We start from the raw sequence: 16,220 nt of genomic DNA on the forward strand, positions 1-16,220 counted from the left end.
ATTCAACCAAAACGCCACTTCAAGAAAGCACTGCAATGTCTTACCTTGCCCCGACCGAGTTCGTCACCAAGATGGTGGACGCCGGTGAATCCAAGATCCACATGAGCACGCGCGACACCCTGATCCGCGCCTACATGGCCGGCGCCATCCTCGCCCTGGCCGCCTGGTTCGCCGTCACCATCAACGTCCAGACCGGCCAGCCCCTGCTGGGCGCCGTGCTGTTCCCGGTGGGCTTCGTCATGCTCTACCTGTTCGGCTTCGACCTGCTGACCGGCGTCTTCGTGCTGACCCCGCTGGCGCTGATCGACAAGCGTCCCGGCGTCACCATCAAGGGCGTGCTGCGCAACTGGGGCCTGGTCTTCGTCGGCAACTTCTTTGGCGCCTTCACGGTGGCCGTGATGATGGCGATCTACGTGACCAATGGCTTCTCGACACCGCCCAGCGCTGTGGGCATTGCCATCGGCATCACCGGCGAGAACCGCACCCTGGGCTATCAGGCGCATGGCGCCAACGGCATGCTCACCCTGTTCGTGCGCGGCATGCTGTGCAACTGGATGGTCTCGGCCGGCGTGGTCGGTGCGATGATCTCCACCCAGGTCAGCGGCAAGGTGATCGCCATGTGGATGCCCATCATGCTGTTCTTCTACATGGTCTTCGAGCACTCCATCGTCAACATGTTCCTGTTCCCCTCGGGCCTGCTGCTGGGCGCCAAGTTCACCATCATGGATTACCTGATCTGGAACGAGATCCCCACCGTGCTGGGCAACCTGGTGGGCGGCCTGGCCTTCACCGGCTTGACCCTGTACGCCACCCACATCAAGACCGGCCCCAAGCGCGACGCCCGCCTGAAGCGCGTCGCTTAACTGGGATGGGATCGCTCCAGGTCCGCGTCGGCCAGCATTCCGACGCCGGCCGCAAGAGCGCCAACCAGGACTTCCACGGCCACCGGCTGCCGCCCGCGGCGGCGCTGGCGGCCAAGGGCGTGGCCCTGGCCCTGGCCGACGGCATCAGCAGCAGCGAAGCCGCCCACCTGGCCAGCCGGGCGGCGGTGACCAGCTTTCTGGAGGACTACTACTGCACGCCCGACGCCTGGTCGGTCAAGCAGTCGGCCGAGCGGGTGGTCGGCGCCGCCAACTCCTGGCTCTACGCCCAGACCCAGGCCGGTGCCGGCCGCTACGACAAGGACCACGGCTGGGTCTGCACCTTCAGCGCCATGGTGCTCAAGTCGCGCACCGCCCACATCTTCCATGTCGGCGATACGCGCATCTACCAGGTGCAGGGCCGCGCCCTGGAGCAGCTGACCACCGACCACCGCGTGCAGTCCGGTGACGAGACCTACCTGGGCCGGGCCCTGGGCATCGCGCCGCGGGTGGAGATCGACTACCACCAGCTGACGCTGGAGGAGGGCGACACCTTCGTGCTGGCCACGGACGGCGTCTATGACCACCTGCCGCACGCCGCCGTGCTGGCCGCCCTGGAGCAGCATGCCGGTGACCTGGACGCCGCCGCCAAGGCCATGGTCGATGAGGCCTTGCAGCGTGGCAGCGACGACAACCTGACGGTGCAGCTGCTGCGCGTGGAGGCGCTGCCGCAGGCCGAGGCGGTGGAGGCGCTGCGCGGCGCGGCCGGCCTGCCACTGCCGCCCGAGCTGGCGCCGCGCATGCTGTTCGAGGGCTACCGCATCGTGCGCGAGCTCCATGCCAGCGCCCGCAGCCATGCCTTCGTGGCGCTGGATGAGGAAAGCCAGCAGACGGTGGTGATCAAGGTGCCGGCCACCGAGCAGCGCGAGGACCCGCGCGCGCTGGAGCGGCTGATGCTGGAGGAGTGGGTGGCGCGCCGGGTGGACCACGCCCATTTGCTCAAGGCCTTTGGCGGCGGCGAGCGCAGGCGCGGCCACCTGTACACGGTGATGGAATACGTGCCGGGCCAGACCCTGGCGCAATGGATGGTCGACCACCCCCGGCCCTCGCTGGAGGCGGTGCGCGGCATCGTGGCCCAGGCTGCGCGCGGCCTGCGGGCCCTGCACCGGGCCGGCATGGTGCACCAGGACCTGCGGCCCGAGAACATCATGGTCGATGCCACCGGCAGCGTGAAGATCATCGACTTCGGCGCCGCCAGCGTGGCCGGCATCGAGGAAATGGCCGACGCCCAAGCCCTGGCCCTGCCGGGCCTGGCCCAGTACATGGCGCCGGAGTTTTTCCTGGGCGGGCAGGGCACGCAGCAAAGCGACCTGTTCTCGCTGGCCGTCATCGCCTACCAGATGCTGGGCGGGCGCCTGCCCTATGGCATGGAGGTGCCCAAGTGCCACAGCCTGGCCGAGCAAAAGCGCCTGCACTACCAGTCATTGCACGCCGTGCGGCGCGACGTGCCGGCCTGGGTGGACGAGGCCCTGCGCAAGGCCTTGCAGCCGGAGCCGGACAAGCGCCACGGCGACGTGGCCGAGTTTTCCTATGCCCTGCAGCATCCCGCGCCCGGCCTGCGGCGCAGCAGCCTGCCCTTGGTGGAGCGCGACCCGCTGACCTTCTGGCGCAGCCTGGCCCTGGTGCTGGCCGTGTGCTGTGTGGTCTTGCTGGGGCTGCTGGTCAGACGGGGCTAGGCATCGTATTTAGTTTCTCATTACTGACAAATCACATGATTTGTACATAATGAGAAACATATGCCAGCCAACGCACCCCCTTTGACGGCGCAAGCCACCGAGGCGCTTGTGACCGTGGGGCAGGCCATCGCACGCCGGCGCAAAGCCCTGCGGGTCAGCGCGGTCGCGGCGGCCGAGGCGGCCGGCATGTCCCGCGTCACCCTGCACCGCATCGAGAAGGGCGAGCCCTCGGTCACTGCCGGTGCCTACATGGCGGCCTGCGCAGCGCTGGGCCTGAAGGCGCAGCTGCTGGCGCAGGAAGAGGCCGCCGACAAGGCCGCAACGGCCGGCCGCAAGGGCTGGATCCCCGCGCGCGTGCGCATCGCTGACTGGCCCCGGCTGCAGGAGCTGGCCTGGCAGGTCCATGGCACGCCCGAGCTGACGCCGCGCGCGGCCTGGGACATCTACCAGCGCAATTGGCGCCACATCGGTCCATCCACGCTGTCGCAAGAGGAGCAGGACCTGGTCGATGCCCTGCGCCTGGCCCTGGAGGACGGTGTTGGCGTTTGAGCGGCCGTACCACCAGCGCATTCGCGCGCTGCGCCGCGTGATCGTCTGAAGCTTTAGCGCCGCGCGAACAGCGGCTGCTCGAAATGCGCCACGCGGGTGCTGCGGCCCGACAGGCAGACCTCGCGGAACTGGTAGAGGAAGGCGGCGGTGGGCGCGGCGATCCAGTGGCCCTGGCCGACCGGCATGCGCAGCACGGGGTGTTCGCTGTCGGCGATGGCGTCCAGCAGGGGCGCGTCGGCGCGCATGAACTCTGCGGCCGGGATGCGGTGGATGCTGGCCACTTCATCCGGATTGGCCAGCAGTTGCGGCGCGGCGCCGGCCCAGACCACCACCGGCGTGATGGCATAGCCCGAGCGGGTGACATAGTCGTCGAGCCGGCCCAGCACGGCGTCTTCGTGGAGCGTGAGGCCCACTTCCTCCTGCAGCTCGCGCAGGGCGGCCTGCTCGGGCGTCTCACCCGCATCCACACTGCCGCCGGGCAAGGCCCACTGGCCCGGATGGCTGCGCAGGTTCTCGGCGCGGCGGGTCAGCAGGAGGGCGGCCTGCGTGCTCCAGCCCTCTGGCGCGGCCATGCCGGCCAACTGGGCGCCCGTGCCTTCCTCGGTCAGCGCCAGGGCCACGGCCGCCGCGCGGCGCCCGCCGGCATGCAGGCTGTGCACCTCGTGCGCGCGCAGGGCGGCGTGGATCTGCTCGCGCAGGGCGGGGGAGAACTGCATGGCAAGTGGAGAGCCATTGTGCCGCGCCGTGAGCGGCCTGTAAGTCCCATTGCGCGCGCCGGGGAACAGGTAGACAGTGGGCCGCATTACATTCGTGGGAAGCCAGTCATGGACGAACTGGAAAAACAGTTGCAAGACCTGCTGGTGGCCACCAGCGACTACCAGGACGAGGCCTTGCCCGAGGCCCTGCACCAGATGCTCAAGGTGCTGCGCGAGCAGATCGCCATGGATGTGGTCTTCGTCGCGCAGATCGCCGACGGGCGCCGCAGCTTCGTGGCGGTGGACAGCGCGCCCGGCCGCGACCTGATCCGCCCCGGCATGTCGGACCCGGTGGAACAGAGCTGGTGCCACCACATCGTCGACGGCCGCCTGCCCATGCTGATCCGCGACGGCAGGCCTCTGGTCGAAAGCGGCCAGGTGCCGCAGCCCCCCTTCGAGATTGGCACCTACCTGAGCGTGCCTGTGGTGCTGGCCAACGGCAGCGTCTACGGCACGCTGTGCGCCTTCTCCTTCCAGGTGGACGAAGAGGCATCGGAGTCCGACGTCACCCACCTCAAGGCCGTGGCCAGGCTGGTGTCGCAGCAGATCGAAGCAGACAAGGCAAGCTAGGCCGCCGCGCCGGTCAGCCAGGCGATGGCCCCGCCCTCGCTGGTGAAGACCGCCAGGTTGACGCCGGCCTTCTGCGCGGTTTTTTCGCTGGCGCGGGTGATGCGGTCTGCAGGCACCACCGAGGCCACCTGATTGAGGTGAGCCATGTGCCGCGCCACGGCGCCACCGATGGCGTAGTGCTCGGTGAAGCTCTTCAGGCTGCGGATGCTGCGCAGGTCCACCAGCAGGCGTGGCGTCGGCCATGCCTGCGATTGCGCCCCGATCTGCGCGATGAAGTCCAGGAACTCTTCCAGGGCCGGCTCGCCGTCGACGCGGACCACGGCGTACCGGGTGCGCTGCTCGACCTGGAAGCTGATGCTCATGTTGCTAGTGTTTTGGTCACTTTTTGGGCGACATCACACCCATCATGAGATCGGTGTTGAGCTTGGCCATCTGCTGGACCAGGCTCCACTGCTTGGCCATGATCTGGGTGAACTCCGGGCTGGTGGGGTTGGCCTTGCCGGTCATCGCCAGCTGCGCCGTGGTTTGCGCGATGCTTTGCTGCTCGCCCATGATCTGCTTCACCGCGTTGTTGTATTCGTCCAGGGTCATGCTTGTCTCCAGTGCCGGGCAGATTGCCCAGGCCCATCTTAGGCCTGCTCGAAATCGATGTGGCTCAGCGCCGCATCCACCGCCAGCAGCCGCACCCGCGCGGCATCACCCACGTCCAGGCCTTCGAAGCCGCGCAGCACACGGCCTTCCACCATGGGGCTGGCAATGCGCACGAAGGTGCCCTTGGCCGCGGCGCCGGTGACGATGGCGTCGAAGACCTCGCCGATGCGCCCCTGCAGCAGGAAGGCGCCTGCCGCCTTGAGCACCTCGCGCTCGACCTTGTTGGCCGCGCTCTCCTGCGCCGTGCAATGGCTTGCGATGCGGGCCAGATCGTCGGCGCAGTAGGGCGGCGGCGCGCCGGTCAATGCGGCCTTGAGCAGGCGCTGGGTCACCAGGTCGGGAAAGCGCCGGTTGGGTGCCGTCGAATGCGCGTAGTCGGCCACGGCCAGGCCGAAATGCCCGGCGCCGCTGCCGCCGGCCGCGGCGGCCGCATAGCCGCCGGCGCCCAGCAGCTTGACCACGGCCAGCGACAGGTCGGCAAAGCCGGCAGTGTCGGCTTTGCGGCGCGCGGCCAGGAAGTGCTCCAGCGCCTGGGCGTCGGCCTGGGCCGGCAGCTGCACGCCGTGGCCGGCGGCGAGCGCCACCAGGCGGTCCCAGCGGCGCGGCGCCTGCAGGAAGCGGCGCAGCGAGGGCGAGCCTTTGTCCGCCAGAAAGCGGGCGGTGGCGCCGTTGGCCGCCACCATCAGGTCGGCGATCAGTTCTTTCGCGCGATTGCGCGGCTCGGGCCGCAGGTCCACCAACCGGCCGGCGGCATCGAACACCGGGCGTGGCGCCACCGTGTCGACCTGCAGCGCCCCATGCGACTGCCGCCATTGGCGCAAGCTGGCGGCCAGCGTGTCGTGCAGGCGCAGCTGGGCTTCCAGCTGAGGCACGCTGGTCAGCTGCGCCGGCGGCGGGCCAGTGTCGTCGAGCCAGGCGGCGACCGCGTTGTAAGTGAGCTTGGCGTGGTTGCGCACCAGGGCGCGGTAGATGCTGGCGGCCGCCACCTGGCCATCTGCCGCCACCTGCATGTCGACCACCATGGCCAGCCTGTCCTGGCCTTGGTGCAGCGAGCTGGCGTCGTTGGACAGCAGCTCGGGCAGCATGGGGAAGACACCGGCCGCGGTATAGACCGAGCTGGTGTTGTGGGCCGCATGAGCGTCCATCGCCCCGCCCGCGGGCACCAGCCAATCCACATCCGCCACCGCCACCCGCAGCCGCACCGCGCCAGCGGGCAGCTGCTGCGCCACGCTCAGCTGGTCCAGGTCCTGGGTGTCGTCGTTGTCGATGGAGAACCACGGCAGCCGCCGCTGGTCCTCGATGGCGGGCGACTGCTCCGGGGCGGACCCGACGGCTGCCTGGGCCTCGGCCACAGCCTGGGCAGAGAAGGTATGAAGCAGGCCGTGGGCCTGCATGGACTGGACGGCGAGGGCGTGGAGGTCGATGGCGGGCATGCGCGATTGTGCGATGCCCTTCAAACTTGCAGCTCGGGATCCAGCGCCTGGGCGGGCTTCAGTGCGCGGCCTCGGTGGCGACGGGCGTCTCGGTGTGCAGCACGCACTTCCAGGCCTTGCCGGCGCGCACCCAGGTGGAAGAATCGTTCATTTCCTCGAACTCTTCCGCTTCCTTGTTGCCGCGCGGCGCCACGCCCTGCGTGGCGCGGTAGGTCAGCACGGCCGTGTCTTCGTTGGGGAAGACGACCTGTATGTCGTCCAGCTCGAACGAGGTGAGAACCTGCGGCCCCTGGCTGGCCATCTTGCGGTAGCCGGCATGGTCGAACTGCATGGCACCCTTTCCGCCGACGATCAGGGCCGGCTCGGCCAGCAGCGCGGTGGCGGTTTCGGAATCGTTGTCGACCATGGCTTGCCAGAACTTCGTTTCCAGGTCGATCAGGGTCTTGCTTGAATTGGGCATGTTTGCACTCCTTGCTTGCCAAAACTTCATCTTGGTCGGCCACAGGGGAGGGCCCACCAGACAAGCCGCCATCCATTCGTCAGCCTTGTCCGACAGCGCCGGGCGGCAATACAGCTGAGAATGGCGCACGCGTTGCCACAGCAGTCAGGAAAACAATGGTCCCCATCGAAATCGGGCCCCAGGAGGCCCGGCAGTTCAGCCTGCTGGTCAAACGGGCGGGCGCCGACCCCACAACCTTCAAACTGCGCAAGCTGGCCGATCCGGCCGGCAAGGGTTTCAAGGTGCGGGTGGCGGGCCGGGGCGCCGCCACCGTCTACGACACAGCTGAGTCGCAGGCCTGGCTGCCCATGTTCAATGCCGACGTTGAGCGCGGCCTGTTCGGCACCGAGGGCACGCCTCTGCCGCCCGCCGCGATGGCCAAAGCCTTGTTCGACGCCGAATCCAGCCTGGCGCAAGGCGGCTTGTCCGGCCTGCTGGACTTCTTGAACACCCGGGTGGTGCACCGCTTCACGGCCCTGTACCGCCTGGACGGCCCGGTGCTGCGCAACGTGGCCGTGCACGACAAGCACAAACACCTGGACGCGCTGGACCTGAAGGTCGTGCCGTTGAAAGACAGCTTTTGCCAGTTCGTGCTGCGCGACGGCCTGTTCCTCACGCCGGGCTCGGGCGAGGACGAGCGCCTCAAGGGCCATCCCTACAGCGGCATCGTGGGCTCGTATGTGGGCGTGCCCGTCAGCACCCAGGGCGGCGCCCTGCGCGGCACGCTGTGCCACTTCGACCTGGTCGACCACGAGGTCAGTGACGACGAGTTCCTGTTCCTGGAAAGGGCGGCTGGGCTGTTGCCGCTGTACCTGCAGTCAGGCCCGGTTTGAGCGCAGGGGCGGCTGCGCCCAGCGGGCTCAGCCGCCGTGGAAGCCCTTGAGGATGTCTTGCTCCGGGCGCTCGGGCGCGATGGTGGAGTCGTTGGTGCGCCGCGGCGAATCGAGCTTGCGGCTTTCTTCCTCGGCTTGTTCCAGCTTGCGGCGCGATTCTTCCGGTGGCTCGATGCCTGCGTCGTTGAGGTCGGTCATGTGGGCAATCTCCTTCTTTGGTGTGAATGGATTCTGCGCGGGCGCAGGTACTGGGCGTGTAGGAACAAGGCTATGCGCCGGCGGGGCGCTCTCCTAGCCGGCGCCCGCAGCGGCGCCTCTAACCTCGCGTTTTCATCAACCAACAGGAGACCATGATGACGATCGACAAGGACAACAAGAAGACGGGCGCCGGCACCGGCGCCGTTGTGGGCGCTGCAGCAGGCGGCGCGGCCGGTGGTGCTGTGGCAGGCGCCCTCGTGGGCGGCGTGACCGGCCCCGTGGGCGCGGCCGTGGGCGCCGCCATCGGCGCCGCTGCAGGCGCCATCGCCAACCGCCACAAGGCCGACCCGGTGCTGGAAGACAAGTACTGGCGCGACAACTATTCGAGCCGCCCCTATGCGAACAAGGAGGCCAGCTTCGAGGACTACAGCCCGGCCTACCGCACCGGCGTGGAGTCTTACTCGCGCAACCCGGGCCGCAGCTTCGACGAGATCGAGCCCGAGCTGGGCCGCGACTGGAACAGCAACCGCGGCCGCTCCTCGCTGGAGTGGGAACACGCCAGGCCCGCCGCCCGCGACGCCTGGGACCGCCTGAGCAACAGCGTGGAACGCGCCATCCCGGGTGACTCGGACAAAGACGGCCGCTAAGCGCCTGGTCCCTTTCCGCTAAGACCCTATCCGGGGCGCTGCTGCCAGTGCCCCGGATTTTTTTCGTCCTTCATTCGTCATTCCCGCGGAGGCGGGAATCCAGAGCGTTCAAAATAAGCCATGGAGACACGCGACTTCACCACCGGCAAGCTGCGCAAGGCGGTTTTCGACCGCGCCACGCGCCAGCTGGACCTGCACTTCACAGGCGGCTCCGTGCTGGGCTACAAACCTGTGCCCGACGAAGTCTTCCGGCGCCTGTGCCAGGCGCCCAACCCTGCCACCTACTGGGAAGACCGCATCGCCGAGGAATACCCCAAGGTGCGGCCCATGGCGCAGCCAGGGCAGGGCGGGGCCAAGCCCAAGGACCTGAGCGACCTGAGCGACCTGTTCGGCGGCGACGAGGAGACAGCGGACTGAGGTGGACTACTCCGGTTTGTAGAAGCGCGCGGGCAATGCCTCGCGGTAGGGGTAGTACTGGAAGAACGGCCGCGCTTCGTCGAGCACGCGCGCGACCGAGGGGCGCGCAAGCAAGCGCTCGAAGTAGGCCGCCAGGCGTTGATGGGCCGGCGCCAGAGGCACCAGGGTGGTGGCGTAGAACAGCGAGGGTGCGGCCGTACAGTCGGCCAGGCTGAAGGCATCGCCAGCGAGCCAGGTGCGCTCACCGATGCGCTTTTCGAGCAGGCCGTAGGCCATCGCCAGGGTCTCCTTGGCCTTGGCCACTGCGATGGGATCACCCTTGCCTTCGCCGCGCAGGCGGTCGGCCACGATGGCCTGCATGGGGTGCATCACATACAGGTCCACCAGGCGGTCCATCAGCCGCACCTCCAGCGCCGCCTGCGCATCGGCGGGCAGCAGCGTCTGGCCGGACGGGGCGTGGTGCTGGGCCAGGTATTCGACCTGGATGCTGGTCTCCGGCACCAGGAGGTCACCGTCCAGCAGCAGCGGGATCTTGCCCGTCGGCCACAGGGCCAGGAAGTCGCTGCGCTGCTGCGGATCGCCCAGGTTGAGAAGGTGCGGCTCGAAAGGCAGGGCCAGCTCGTACAGCGCAATTAGCACCTTGTGGCAGTGGGAGGACAGGGGGTGGTGGTAGAGGGCGAGGGCCATGGGCGCAGTGTAGGGCGGGCATGCAAATTGCGGCTGGCAGCGTATCTTTTTGAGAAGGAGACGCGCATGCCCATCACCCGAAAACTCTTCCTGGCGCTGTGCGCCGCAGCATCCATCCTCCCGGCCGCGGCGCAGGACGCCTATCCCAACAAGCCGGTGAAAGTGATCGTGGCCCTGCCGGCCGGCGGCAGCGTGGACATGATCGCCCGGCTGGTCAGCCAGCAGCTGCAGACCGACCTGGGCCAGCCCTTTGTGGTGGACAACAAGGCGGGCGCCTCCGGACAGATCGGCGTGCCCCTGGTGGCCAAGGCGCCGCCGGACGGCTACACCCTGATGGTGTCGCCGGCGTCCTTTCTCACCACCAACAAGAGCATCTTCAAGGCCCTGCCCTACAACCCGGAGGCCGACTTCGCCCCCGTGACCAAGCTGGTCAACCAGGCCATGGTGCTGGTGGTGAACGACAAGGCCAAGTACGGCACGGCCGCCCAGATCCTGGCGGCGGCCAAGGCCAGCCCGGGCAAGCTGACCTATGCGTCCAGCGGCGACGGCAGCCCGCAGCACCTGGCCGGCCTGCTGTTCGAGCACCGCAGCGGCGTCAAGCTGCTGCATGTGCCCTACAAGGGCGGCGCCCCCGCCATCACCGACCTGATCGGCGGCCAGGTGGACATGGCCTTCGCGCCGCTGCCGGAGGCGCTGCCACACATCAAGTCGGGCAAGCTGCACCCCGTGGGCACCCTGAGCGAAAAGCGCGCCGCCGCCACGCCGAACATCCCGACGCTGAAGGAGGGCGGTGTCGACAACGTCTACCTGTCCGCCTGGATTGGCCTGCTGGCGCCGGCCGGCACACCGCAGCCCGTGCTGGACAAGCTTGGCAAATCGGTGAAGGCGTTGCTGGCCGGTGACGCCAAGACCAGGCTGGTGGAGCTGGGCATGGAGCCGGCCGGCGATGAGGCCAAGCCGCTCAAGCAGGTGATCTCCGAGGACATCAAGCTGCACGCGGAGCTGGTGAAGGCGGCGGGCTTGGTGCCGCAGTAGGGTTCATTGCCCCAGGCGCTATCTTTTCTGTAGCGCATTGCGCAATATGGACGGGGGCTACAGGCCGATTTCCCTCTTAAAAGTGGAACGAACCGCGCCGCGGTAGGATGCCGCTCCGCCGCATCCATGGGCCCCAGCACTCTGGGGCCGGCTTTCATGTCCAGACACCCCCATCCCTTTCGCGCCGAATGGGCGCCCAGCATTCCGCGCGAGCTCATGGCCGGCGCGGTGGCCACCTTCGCCCTCATCCCCGAGGTGATCGCCTTTTCGTTCGTCGCCGGCGTCGACCCGGCTGTGGGCTTGTTTGCGTCCTTCGTCATCAGCATCGTCATTGCCTTCGCGGGCGGGCGGCCCGCGATGGTGTCCGCGGCGGCCGGCTCGGTGGCCCTGGTGGCGGCGCCGCTGGTCCACGCCCACGGCGTGCAGTACCTGTTTGCCGCCGGCATCCTGGCCGGCGCGGTGCAGATCCTCTTCGGCTGGCTGCGCCTGGGCGTGTTGATGCGCTACGTGTCGGGCTCGGTGCGCACGGGCTTTGTCAACGCGCTGGCCATCCTGATCTTCTCGGCCCAGATGCCGCACCTGGTCGGCGCCAACGCCGCCACCTGGGCGATGGTCGGCGCCGGCCTGGTGATCATCTATGGCTTGCCGCGGCTGACCAAGGTCGTGCCGTCGCCGCTGGTGTGCATCGTGGTGCTGACGCTGGTGGCGCAATGGCTGCAACTGCCGCTCAAGACCGTGGCGGACCTGGGCCTGCTGCCTGCCGGCCTGCCGTCGTTCGGCCTACCGCAGGTGCCGCTGTCGCTGGAGACGTTGCGGCTCATCGCCTTGCCTGCGCTGGCGATTGCCATGGTCGGCCTGCTGGAGTCGATGATGACGGCCAGCGTGGTGGACGAACTGACCGACACGCCCAGCTCCAAGAGCCGCGAGTGCAGCGGCCTGGGTGCGGCCAACATCGCGGCCAGCCTGTTCGGCGGCATCGCGGGCTGCGGAATGATCGGCCAGACCGTGGGCAACGTGCGCTACGGCGGCCGGGGCAGGTTGTCCACGCTGTTCGCCGGCGCCTTTTTGCTGATCCTGATGGTGCTGCTCAGGCCCTGGGTGGCGCAGGTGCCCGTGGCCGCGCTGGTGGCCATCATGGTGATGGTCTCGGCCTCGACCCTGGACTGGGGCTCGGCCCGGGCGCTGCTCAAGCACCCCAAGCTGTCCAGCGCCGTGATGGTGGCGACGGTGGCGGTGACCGTCGCCACCGACAACCTGGCCGCCGGAGTGGCCGTCGGCGTGCTCCTGAGCGGCGTGTTCTTCACCTTCAAGGTGGCGCGGCTGCTGACCGTGGTGAGGTCAGGCGACGAGAACCTGACCTACCGCGTGACGGGCCAGGTGTTCTTCGCCTCGGCCGACATGCTGGTCGACGCCTTCGACGTGCGGGACATTGAAGGCAAGCCGGTGACCATCGATCTGAGCGGCGCGCATTTCTGGGACGTCACGGCCGTGAATGCCCTCGACAAAGTCTGCCAGCGGCTGCGCAAGCATGGCAGCACGGTGGAGGTGGTGGGGATGAATGCGCAGGGGAGGGCGCTGGTGGCTAAGCTGGATTTGGGGATTGAATAGCGAATTGCGCGCATGCGGCCAGCCGCTGTGCCCCGAACGCCCGTTGCGCCGGAAATCAAGTCCCGCGAAGCTCTAGAGCGGGGATTTTTTGCACGCTCACCGACAGGGTGTATTCGAATAGCTCGATGTTTTTGATATCTGCGCATGCGAGACGCAGGTCTTCTGTCATCGTCCGGCAAACAATCATTCCACGCACACGTTGACCCGGTTCAGCGAGGTTCTGGCGCACCCAGTTAACGTAGCGAAGAAGTTGACCAACGACGCGGTCGTAGCCCTTTGATACCTTCAATTCGAGAACAACAAGCGAACCGGCCGCATCGGTCGCCAAGATGTCAATTCGCCGTCCGCCGCCCGCGTCAAACTCAAGTCCGCGAACTTCATCAACGTCGTACAGCTTTAACCCCATCTCAATGCATTCGAGATTTTCGGCCAGATAGCGTTGGAGATCCCGTTCGAGTAAGAACTCAGACGAGCCGGGCGGCGCTTCGCCGTCGTCCGCCTCCTCCACATCAGCAGCGATCTCCTCTTCACGGGCTACGTCCCCCTCAACAAACTCATGAATGGGCGCTGGATCCTTGCCGGGCTCATATAGTCGGTACTGACCGGAGCCCACCTTGAAAAGCAAGTCATCGGTCGTGTTGGTGGACGGATGATGCAACCTGCTTTTGTCGTTAGTTGAGGCCTGGACAAGGTGGGCGCGGATGCTGGTTGCCTGAAGCTTGGGGTAGTGTTGCGCGAACCATTCAATAGTTCTGGTTCTGGTGAAGACCTGACCGGGCTTCAAGCCCATGTCTTTCAGCATATCTTTAAGAAGTGCCCTGGTGGGCTTGTCATAGATCGTGCGTGCCATTGGATCCCCCAAATTGCTCAGCTGAAGGTGGAGAAGCGGACAGTGTCTGGCCGCCCCGAAATGTTGATTGACGCGCCCACTTCCGGAGTCTGGGCGATGACAGCCCCGCTCTTGAATACCTTCAACCGATTCCCCCGCAACCGGATTGCCTCCACCACATCCCGCGCCTGCAGCAGCACAAAGCTCGCATCGCACCCAGCCTCGATGCCATACCCTTCCAAGTGCATCACCTTCGCCGCATTGACGGTCACGGCGTCGTAGCAGGCCTTGATGCCTTTCTGACTCGTCATCTGCGCCACATGCAAGCCCATGTGGGCCACCTCCAGCATGTCGGCGCTGCCCATGCCGTACCAGGGGTCCATCACGCAGTCGTGGCCGAAGGCGACGTTGACGCCGGCGGCCATCAGCTCGGGCACGCGGGTCATGCCGCGGCGCTTGGGATACGTGTCGTGGCGGCCCTGCAGGGTGATGTTGATCAACGGGTTGGCGATCACGCTCACGCCTGATTCGGCGATCAGCGGGATCAGCTTGCTCACGTAGTAGTTGTCCATGCTGTGCATGGAGGTGCAGTGGCTGCCGTTGACGCGGCCCTGCAGGCCCAGCCTCTGGGTTTCAAACGCCAGGCTCTCGATGTGGCGGCTCAGGGGGTCGTCGGTCTCGTCGCAGTGCATGTCGACCAGCTTGCCGCGCTCGGCCGCCATCTCGCACAGCAGCTTCACGCTCTCTGCCCCCTGGGCCATGGTGCGCTCGAAGTGGGGGATGCCGCCGACCACGTCCACGCCCATGTCGAGCGCCTTCTTCAGGCTGTCCATGCCGCCCTTGGTCCTGAGCACGCCGTCCTGCGGGAAGGCCACCAGCTGCAGATCGATGTAGCCGGCCACGCGCTTCTTCACCTCCAGCATGGCCTCCACCGGCAGCATGCTGGCATCACTCGTGTCCACATGGCTGCGGATGGCCAGCAGGCCGCGCGCCACCGCCCAGTCGCAATACGTCAGGGCGCGTTCGATCATGTCCTCGGCCTTGAGCAAGGGTTTCAATTCGCCCCACAGCGCGATGCCCTCCAGCAGGGTGCCGCTCTCGTTGACGCGCGGCAGGCCGTAGCTCAGCGTCGCGTCCATGTGGAAGTGCGGGTCGACAAAGTGCGGGCTCAGCAGGTAGCTCTTGGCGTCGACGGTCTCCTTGGCCTGGGCGCCGGCGATCGGCCCCTCGGTCACTTCGCTGATCTTGCCGGCCTGGACGGCCACCGACATGTTCTTGCGGCCGTCGGGGAGGGTGCAGTTGGTGATGAGGAGGTCGAGCATGGGGTGATTCTCCGGCTAAGCGGCCGTCCAGCGCGCGCGGTCCAGCCGGTACAGGCAGTGGCGCATGATGGGGTTGCCTGCGGGCACGGCGGGATGGTCGAAGGTCTCGGTCGGGCACTCGCGCATGCCCAGGCGCTCCATCAGCGCGCGCGAGCGGGCGTTGCGCAGGCTGGTGAAGCCGACGATCTCGTCCAGGTCCAGGGCCTCGAAGCCCACGCGCAGCGCCAGGCGCGCGCCCTCGCTGGCCAGGCCCTGGCCCCAGAAGGGCGTGGCCAGGCGCCAGCCGATCTCTACACAGGGGTTGAAGTGCAGGTCGTGCAGCGGGTGGTTCAGGCCGATGAAGCCCATGAACTGCGGCGCGCCGCCGTCTGGCGGCAGGTGCTCGGCCGCCCAAAAGCCCCAGCCGCGCTCGTCGATGGCGCCGCTGATGCGCGCCACGTGGGCGTCGCTCTGCGCCCGCGTCATCAGGCCGGGCAGGAACTGCATCACCCGGGGGTCGGCCATCATGGCGGCAAAGGGCGCGCGGTCTTCTGCAGTCCAGTGCCGCAGGCGCACGCGCTGGCCTTGCAGCAGGTCGGGGGGAATGGCCGTGTGGCCTGGCGGCTCGAGTTGCATGCTCAGCGTTCTCCTTTTCGGTAGGGCTTCATCAGTGCCTGTGGATAGGCGGCCTTGCGGGCCACCAGTACCAGGGCCAGGATGGACAGCAGATAGGGCAGCATCAGGTACAGCTGGTAGGGCAGGGCGGCGTCGCCCTGCTGCTGCAGGCGCAGCTGCAGCGCGTCGAAGAAGGCAAACAGCAGGGCGCCCAGCAAGGCCTTGCCGGGCCGCCACGAGGCAAACACCACCAGGGCCACGCAGATCCAACCGCGGCCGTTGACCATGTTGAAGAAGAAGGCGTTGAAGGCGGCCAGCGTCAAAAAGCTGCCGGCCACGCCCATCAGGGCGGAGCCGGCGACGATGGCGGCCGTACGCGTGCGCGCCACGCTGATGCCCTGGCCCTCGGCCGATGCCGGGTTCTCGCCCACCATGCGCACCGCCAGGCCGGCCGGCGTGCGGTACAGCAACCAGCCGATTGCCGGCACCAGCAGCAGGGCCAGCAGGGTCAGCGCCGTCTGGGTGTTCAGGATGGGGATGGGCAGCCAGTCCATGGGCGCAAACGGCGTCACCGTGGGCGGCGTGTTGACCTTGGGGAAGCTGACGCGGTAGCCGTAGTAGCTCAGCGCCGTGGCCAGCAAGGTGATGCCCAGGCCGGAGACATGTTGCGACAGGGCCAGTCCCACCGTCAGCGCCGCGTGCAGCAGGCCGAAGGCGGCGCCTGTCAGGCCTGCGACGACGACGCCCAGCCACAGCGGCGCGCCCAGGTACACGGCCAGCCAGCCGCTGAAGGCGCCGGCCACCATGATCCCTTCGATGCCCAGGTTCAACACCCCCGCCCGCTCGCACAGCAACACGCCCAGCGTGCCCAGGATCAAGGGCGTGGCGATGCGCAGCACCGCCGTCCAGAAGGCCGGGTTGGTGAGGAGGTCCAGCAGTTCAAGCACAACTGTCATTGCGGGCTTGACCCGCAATCCATGGTGGCGTTGAAGAGGCG

20 protein-coding genes are annotated in these 16,220 nt (G+C 67.5%); 9 read left to right on the plus strand and 11 right to left on the minus strand.

Annotation, left to right across the window (positions count from 1 at the left end; translation table 11 throughout):
• The first annotated feature begins 35 nt into the window (after window positions 1-35).
• From Q0632_RS11940 to Q0632_RS11950, 3 genes are read left to right on the plus strand one after another with little or no spacing between them, the layout of a single operon-like run.
• Entirely contained in the window at window positions 36-863 is an 828-nt protein-coding gene (locus tag Q0632_RS11940) for a formate/nitrite transporter family protein (RefSeq protein ID WP_298929591.1), read from the plus strand.
• A 5-nt stretch (window positions 864-868) separates the two neighbouring features.
• A complete protein-coding gene (locus Q0632_RS11945; protein WP_298929596.1) occupies window positions 869-2,596 on the plus strand; it encodes a bifunctional protein-serine/threonine kinase/phosphatase in 1,728 nt (575 codons plus the stop codon).
• 60 nt (window positions 2,597-2,656) lie between these two features.
• On the plus strand, window positions 2,657-3,145 hold the full coding sequence (locus tag Q0632_RS11950; RefSeq protein ID WP_298929601.1) for a helix-turn-helix domain-containing protein: 489 nt from the start codon (window positions 2,657-2,659) through the stop codon (window positions 3,143-3,145).
• A 53-nt stretch (window positions 3,146-3,198) separates the two neighbouring features.
• On the opposite strand, the gene Q0632_RS11955 is transcribed toward Q0632_RS11950, so the two are convergent.
• Window positions 3,199-3,861 carry a CoA pyrophosphatase gene (locus tag Q0632_RS11955; RefSeq protein ID WP_298929606.1) on the minus strand — a complete coding sequence of 221 codons (663 nt, stop codon included), beginning with the start codon at window positions 3,859-3,861 and terminating at the stop codon, window positions 3,199-3,201.
• Between the two features lie 108 nt (window positions 3,862-3,969).
• Here Q0632_RS11955 and Q0632_RS11960 point away from each other — a divergent pair, with 108 nt between their 5' ends.
• Window positions 3,970-4,470, plus strand: coding sequence for a GAF domain-containing protein (locus Q0632_RS11960; protein ID WP_298929611.1), 501 nt, complete (start codon window positions 3,970-3,972; stop codon window positions 4,468-4,470).
• On the opposite strand, the gene Q0632_RS11965 is transcribed toward Q0632_RS11960, so the two are convergent.
• The 4 genes from Q0632_RS11965 to Q0632_RS11980 are packed head-to-tail and all read right to left on the minus strand — an operon-like array spanning window position 4,467 to window position 7,014.
• On the minus strand, window positions 4,467-4,832 hold the full coding sequence (locus Q0632_RS11965) for an STAS/SEC14 domain-containing protein (protein WP_298929615.1): 366 nt from the start codon (window positions 4,830-4,832) through the stop codon (window positions 4,467-4,469). The genes Q0632_RS11960 and Q0632_RS11965 overlap by 4 nt on opposite strands.
• 16 nt (window positions 4,833-4,848) lie before the next feature.
• The gene (locus tag Q0632_RS11970) at window positions 4,849-5,061 is read right to left on the minus strand and encodes a hypothetical protein (protein WP_298929618.1); all 213 of its coding nucleotides are present in this window, start codon (window positions 5,059-5,061) and stop codon (window positions 4,849-4,851) included.
• A 38-nt stretch (window positions 5,062-5,099) separates the two neighbouring features.
• The gene (locus tag Q0632_RS11975; protein ID WP_298929620.1) at window positions 5,100-6,554 is read right to left on the minus strand and encodes an RNB domain-containing ribonuclease; all 1,455 of its coding nucleotides are present in this window, start codon (window positions 6,552-6,554) and stop codon (window positions 5,100-5,102) included.
• A gap of 58 nt (window positions 6,555-6,612) precedes the next feature.
• Complete coding sequence (locus Q0632_RS11980; RefSeq protein ID WP_298929624.1) at window positions 6,613-7,014, minus strand: nuclear transport factor 2 family protein; 402 nt, start codon at window positions 7,012-7,014, stop codon at window positions 6,613-6,615.
• 155 nt (window positions 7,015-7,169) lie between these two features.
• On the opposite strand from Q0632_RS11980, the gene Q0632_RS11985 reads away from it, so the two are divergent.
• A complete protein-coding gene (locus tag Q0632_RS11985) occupies window positions 7,170-7,886 on the plus strand; it encodes a GAF domain-containing protein (protein WP_298929629.1) in 717 nt (238 codons plus the stop codon).
• A 27-nt stretch (window positions 7,887-7,913) separates the two neighbouring features.
• Here Q0632_RS11985 and Q0632_RS11990 read toward each other — a convergent pair whose 3' ends face one another.
• Window positions 7,914-8,084, minus strand: coding sequence for a hypothetical protein (locus tag Q0632_RS11990; protein ID WP_298929634.1), 171 nt, complete (start codon window positions 8,082-8,084; stop codon window positions 7,914-7,916).
• A 152-nt stretch (window positions 8,085-8,236) separates the two neighbouring features.
• Here Q0632_RS11990 and Q0632_RS11995 point away from each other — a divergent pair, with 152 nt between their 5' ends.
• Both Q0632_RS11995 and Q0632_RS12000 read left to right on the plus strand, forming a co-directional pair.
• Entirely contained in the window at window positions 8,237-8,731 is a 495-nt protein-coding gene (locus tag Q0632_RS11995) for a hypothetical protein (protein WP_298929638.1), read from the plus strand.
• A 120-nt stretch (window positions 8,732-8,851) separates the two neighbouring features.
• On the plus strand, window positions 8,852-9,148 hold the full coding sequence (locus Q0632_RS12000; RefSeq protein WP_298929643.1) for a KTSC domain-containing protein: 297 nt from the start codon (window positions 8,852-8,854) through the stop codon (window positions 9,146-9,148).
• A 6-nt stretch (window positions 9,149-9,154) separates the two neighbouring features.
• Here Q0632_RS12000 and Q0632_RS12005 read toward each other — a convergent pair whose 3' ends face one another.
• The gene (locus Q0632_RS12005; protein WP_298929648.1) at window positions 9,155-9,835 is read right to left on the minus strand and encodes a glutathione S-transferase family protein; all 681 of its coding nucleotides are present in this window, start codon (window positions 9,833-9,835) and stop codon (window positions 9,155-9,157) included.
• Window positions 9,836-9,901: 66 nt separating this feature from the next.
• On the opposite strand from Q0632_RS12005, the gene Q0632_RS12010 reads away from it, so the two are divergent.
• Both Q0632_RS12010 and Q0632_RS12015 read left to right on the plus strand, forming a co-directional pair.
• Window positions 9,902-10,870, plus strand: a complete 969-nt coding sequence (locus Q0632_RS12010; RefSeq protein WP_298929653.1) for a tripartite tricarboxylate transporter substrate binding protein — start codon at window positions 9,902-9,904, stop codon at window positions 10,868-10,870.
• 156 nt (window positions 10,871-11,026) lie between these two features.
• The gene (locus tag Q0632_RS12015; RefSeq protein ID WP_298929658.1) at window positions 11,027-12,478 is read left to right on the plus strand and encodes a SulP family inorganic anion transporter; all 1,452 of its coding nucleotides are present in this window, start codon (window positions 11,027-11,029) and stop codon (window positions 12,476-12,478) included.
• Window positions 12,479-12,533: 55 nt separating this feature from the next.
• Here the strand turns inward: Q0632_RS12015 and Q0632_RS12020 are convergent, their stop codons facing one another.
• From Q0632_RS12020 to Q0632_RS12035, 4 genes are read right to left on the minus strand one after another with little or no spacing between them, the layout of a single operon-like run.
• Window positions 12,534-13,328: an endonuclease NucS domain-containing protein gene (locus tag Q0632_RS12020; protein ID WP_298929663.1), complete on the minus strand. Its 795-nt coding sequence runs from the start codon at window positions 13,326-13,328 to the stop codon at window positions 12,534-12,536.
• A 17-nt stretch (window positions 13,329-13,345) separates the two neighbouring features.
• Window positions 13,346-14,629 (minus strand): amidohydrolase family protein, encoded by a 1,284-nt coding sequence (locus Q0632_RS12025; RefSeq protein WP_298929668.1) that lies wholly within the window; start codon window positions 14,627-14,629, stop codon window positions 13,346-13,348.
• Between the two features lie 15 nt (window positions 14,630-14,644).
• A complete protein-coding gene (locus Q0632_RS12030) occupies window positions 14,645-15,244 on the minus strand; it encodes a GNAT family N-acetyltransferase (protein ID WP_298929673.1) in 600 nt (199 codons plus the stop codon).
• Between the two features lie 2 nt (window positions 15,245-15,246).
• Entirely contained in the window at window positions 15,247-16,170 is a 924-nt protein-coding gene (locus Q0632_RS12035; protein ID WP_298929912.1) for an ABC transporter permease, read from the minus strand.
• Window positions 16,171-16,220: the final 50 nt, after the last annotated feature.

The sequence above is a fragment of the uncultured Ramlibacter sp. genome (assembly GCF_936925435.1).
In the GTDB taxonomy this organism is placed as follows: domain Bacteria; phylum Pseudomonadota; class Gammaproteobacteria; order Burkholderiales; family Burkholderiaceae_C; genus Ramlibacter.